At 74.2% G+C, this 4816-nt stretch carries 2 protein-coding genes; one reads left to right on the top strand and one right to left on the bottom strand.

Annotation, left to right across the window (positions count from 1 at the left end; all coding sequences use genetic code 11):
• On the bottom strand, positions 1-2997 hold a 2997-nt coding region (locus RJ1_RS44380; protein WP_073371037.1), incomplete at its 3' end, for an IniB N-terminal domain-containing protein.
• A gap of 358 nt (positions 2998-3355) precedes the next feature.
• On the opposite strand from RJ1_RS44380, the gene RJ1_RS44375 reads away from it, so the two are divergent.
• The coding region (locus RJ1_RS44375) for an Hsp70 family protein (protein ID WP_073371034.1) at positions 3356-4816 on the top strand (1461 nt) is incomplete at its 3' end.

Genomic DNA, 4816 nt, shown 5'->3' with positions numbered 1-4816 from the left:
CGCGCCGCCGACCGCACCGTCGAGGGCGCCTCCGACGGAGGTGCCGAGCGATCCGAGGCCACCCACGCCACCGGACAGTCCGGCGCCGAGGTCGGTGACCGCGTCGGTGGTGGCGTCCAGGCCACCCGTCAGACCGGCGGTGGCGTCGACGGCGCTGTCCACGCTGCCCTCGATTCCACCGGCGACGTCGCCGCCGATTCCGGCCGCGGCATCCACCGTGCCGCCGAGGCTGCCGCCGACGTTCGCGGCCGCGTCCAGAGCGCCACCGACGGTGCCGCCCAGGTTGGCGGCCGTGTCCAGAGCGCCACCGAGGTTCGCGTCCACGCTCGCACCGGCATCAGCGACCGCGCCGACCGAGGCGCCGGCCTCGCCCACCGCGTCGACGGCACCGCCGACGCTGCCCGTGACGGCCGAGCCGAGGCCCGCACCGGTCTCGAAGATCCCACCGAGCCCGCCGGTGAGGCCGCTGGTCAGACCGGCGCCGAGGCCACCCGCCGTGTCCAGTCCGCCCACCAGGTTGGTTCCGAGGCTGCCGCCCAGATCTGCACCGGCGTCGGCAACCGCACCGACACCCGCCGCGACACCGGCACCGATGCCGGCCGCCGCGTCGGCGCCACCTGCGACACCGCCGCCGACCGCGCCGCCCACGTTGCCCGTCAGCTCACTGCCGGCGTCGAGCAGTCCACCCAGGGCGCCGTCGAGGCCGCCCGTCAGGCCACCGGCGAGTCCGGTGCCCGCGTCGAGCGCACCGTCCAGGGCGCCGCCCACACCGGCTGCGGCGTCGAGGCCCAGGTCGGCGTCCAGAGCGGAGTCGAGATCGAGTCCACCACCCGCTTCCAGGGCAGTCTCCAGCGCGGAACCGAGGGTCGCGCTGAGGTCGCCGTCGGCTCCGAGGACGCCGCCGAGAGCGGTGCCCAGGGTGCTGCCGATGCTTCCCTCCGCGCCGAGAACACTGTCGAGGTCGAGGGCGCCGCCGGTTTCCAGCGCACCGCCGAGCACTCCGCCGAGCGCCGCGCCGAGGTCGGCGCCCGCGGCGCCTCCGGCACCGAACGCCCCGCCCAGCAGGCCACCGAGGTCGGTCGCGCCGCCGAGGTCGATCCCGCCGTCCGCGCCGAGCACGGCGTCGAGCGCCGCACCCAGACCGGCGGTGGCGTCACCGTCGACTCCGAGCACTCCGCCGAGCGCGCCGCTGATCGTGGTGCCCAGGTCGGCACCGGTGTCGAGGACACCGGCCAGCCCGAGCCCGCTCTCCAGAGCGCCGCCCAGGACAGTTCCGAGGTTCGCTCCGGCTTCGCCGCCCAGTCCGAGGGCTCCGCTCAGCGCCGTCGTCAGCTCCGACGTCAGTTCGCCGCCGAGACCCAGGTCGCCGCCCAGCCCGAGGCCGGCGCCGAGGTCCAGCCCGCCGCCCAGCAGCCCGCCGAGGTCGATGTCCGTCACGCCGCCGGCGCCGAGCACGGCGTCGAGGGTGGTGCCCAGTTCGGTGGCCAGGCCACCGTCCAGGCCGAGTGCGCCGCCGAGGACGGTGCCGAGTGCGGCGTCCAGTCCCAGTCCGCTGTCGAGCGCGCCGGACAGGGCGCCGCCCAGGCCGCCGTCCAGATCCAGGGCGCCACCGAGCAGACCACCCAGCGCTCCACCGAGATCGCCGCTGACGTCGCCGCCCGCACCGAGGACACCACCGAGGATGCCGCTCAACGCGCCACCGAGGTCACCGTCGGCACCGAGAACCGCGCCGAGGTCGAGTCCGCCGCCGGCACCGAGCACGGCGTCCAGCGCGGTCCCCAGACCGGCCGTGAGGTCGCCACCGACTCCGAGTTCGCCGCCGAGCAGTCCGCTCAGCGCACCGCCGAGGCTGCCGCCCGCACCGAGGATCGCGTCGAGGTCCAGTCCACCGCCCAGATCGGCGATCGAACCGAGGGTCGCGCCGAGCGCGCCACCGAGGTCGGCGCTCAGGTCGCCGCCCGCACCGAGGACACCACCGAGGGCGCCCCCGAGGACCGCGCCGAGATCGGTGCCGAGCACCCCACCGAGCGAACCGGCGACGTCACCGAGCAGTTCCCCGCCGAGCAGGCCTTCGAGGGTGGCGCCCAATCCGCCGCCCGCGCCGATCGCCGCGTCGAGCGCACCACCCAGCGCGCCACCGAGACCGGCGTCCACGCCGAGCACGCTGCCGAGGGTCGTTCCGAGCGCGCCGCCCAGATCCAGGCCGCCACCGAGTCCGGCGAGGATGTCGCCGTCCACACTGCCACCGAGGTCTACGACGCTGCCGAGGGCGGCACCGAGAGCCGCACCCAGCTCGGCGCCCAGGTCGCCGCCGATCGACAGTGCCGGCGCGAGGATCCCGGTGAGACCACCGGCCACGTCGAGCACCGGCAGGGCGGTGATCGCCGCGGTGAGGGTGGTGGCGAGCTGCGCGGTCACGTCGGCGCCCAGACCGAGGACCCCGCCGAGGGCACCGCTGATCGCGGCGCCGATGTCGAGTGCGCCGCCGAGGTCGAGACCACCGGTGAGGGAAAGGGCCGCGTCGAGGGCCGCACCCAGAGCCGCACCCAACTCCGCGCCGATCTCGCCGCCGATCTCCAGAGCGGCACCGAGCGCCGCGCTCAGGCCGGCTGCCAGTTCCGCGGCGAAGTCGAAGTCGCCACCCAGGCCGGCACCGAGACCGAGACCGGCGCCCGCGCCGATACCGACGGCGCCGCCGAGACCGCCGCCGAGACCGAGACCGGCGCCCAGGCCGCCACCGACACCCGCTCCGATACCGCCCGCGACGTCACCGGCGACATCCGCACCGGCGTTGACGATCGCGGCCAGATCGGCCCCGCCGCCGGCGAACAGTCCCGACTCCGCGACCAGGGGAGCGACGGCGACGATGTCCGCGTGGCTCACACCCTGCAGGCCGGCTGCGCACAGCGCGTCGGTCGGGTTGGCGCAGTAGGCAGCCGCAGCCTGCTCGTCGCGAAGAAGGCCGAGGATGAAGTCGAGGACGGCGTTGGTAGCCATGGCAGCTCTCCTGTAGTCGAGGTTCGGGGAGTTCGGGTGGCCACCACATCGGCTGTGACGGCGAGTGAAATACACGTTATGGATCGGCGGCCCCCTTCCCAACGGGGCGGCGCCCCCTACTCGGGGACCCCGGTATCGGGGATCTCCCATCGGGGATCGAGCCCCCACCGTTAGGGGATGGGGGGCCATTAGGGGATCGGCCCCGTAACTGCCGCCGACCTGCGCATCGGCGTAACGAAACGGCCACCGCACGCGACAATTCGAGTGACCCGACGGCGATGCCGTCACACACGACGGCGGCATCGTCCGTCTGACACAGGCGGCGGCGTGACGCCCGCCCGGACCACAGGAGTGGAACATGGCTGCAGCGCTCGGCATCGGTGTCGGATCGGTCAATACGGTGGCCGCCGTCGACACGGACGGGACCGGCGTGACGGATGCCACCGACCTCACCGTGCTGTCCCGCGCGAGTGTTCTCCACCTCTCCCCCGATCGTGCGCCCCTTCTCGGCGACCACGCCGAGGAACCGGATGCGGTAACGGTGTCCGATTTCGCGAACCGCGTCGGCGACCCGGTCGGAATCCTCACCGACGACGGTTCGACGTACTCCGGTGAAGACCTGGTGGCCACGGCCGTGAGCTGCATCGTGCACGAAGCGGCGTCGGGCAGGCACGGCCTCCCGACCACCGTCGTCACTCACCCCACCGTCTGGCCGCCGTACACGGTCGGGGTCCTCGCCACCGCGCTCGAGCAGGCCGGCGTCGCGGACGCCACCCTCGTGTCGGAGGCGCAGGCGGTGATGACGTGGCTGGAACGGACCCGCGGCACCCTCGGCGACGCGCTGACCGTCATCTACGACCTCGGCGGCACCTCCCTCGACATCACCCTGTTCCGCTCGGACGCCCACGGCACCGAGACCGGTGTCCTCGGCAAGCCGGTGCGGTCCGAGGACTTCGGTGGCGCCCACTTCGACCACGCCACCATGCAGTACGTCCTCGGCAACGTCGCCGAGGAGTTCGGCGACGTCGACCCGTTCGCCCCCGACACCGTCGCCGCGCTGACCCGGCTGCGGACCCGCTGCACCGCGGCGAAGGAAGCGCTGTCGTCCGACACCGAAGCCACCATCGCCATCGCACTGCCCGGCATCTCCACCGACGTGCGGCTGGTGCGCTCGGAACTCGAAGACCTCATCCGCGAACCGCTGCAGGACTCGGTGACGCTGGTCCGCGAGACCATCCACGCGGCCGGCCTCGAATCCAGCGACATCACCCAGGTGGTGCTCACCGGCGGAAGCGCCTCGATCCCGCTGGTCGCCGAACTCCTGTCGGCGGAACTGCGGGTTCCCGTCGTCGCGGCCGAACGTCCGGGACAAACCGCGGCCCTGGGTGCAGCCCTGATCGCCGCCGACCACGACGCGGGACGTGCCGCGGCCCCGACGATCGCCCGCATGCCGGTGGTCGTACCCGCCGCGGCGCCGGCCACAGCCGCGCCCGCCGTCACCCCCGACGTCGAGCCGGATGCCGAGACCGTCGTCTTCGCCGCCCGCACACAAGCACCGACCCTCTCCGAACCCGTCCCCACCGGGATGTCCCGCAAGAAGAAGGCCGGGATCATCACCGCCTCCGCCGCGGCCATCGCCCTGCTCGCCGCCGGCGGGCTGTCGCTCGGCACCGTCTTCGACGTCGCACCGGCGTCCAGCTCGGGTTCCACCACCTCGCAGTCGTCGAGCGCGTCGCCGGGCGCGGCATCGACGTCCGGTGTCCCCGCCGAGGCGGCCGCGCCCGGCGCCGTCGCTCCCGGCACCGAGGCCGCGGGTGTC

Origin of the sequence: Rhodococcus jostii NBRC 16295, from assembly GCF_001894825.1 — a bacterium.
GTDB lineage: Bacteria > Actinomycetota > Actinomycetes > Mycobacteriales > Mycobacteriaceae > Rhodococcus_F > Rhodococcus_F jostii.
This window is presented reverse-complemented; position numbering and strand designations above follow the sequence as displayed.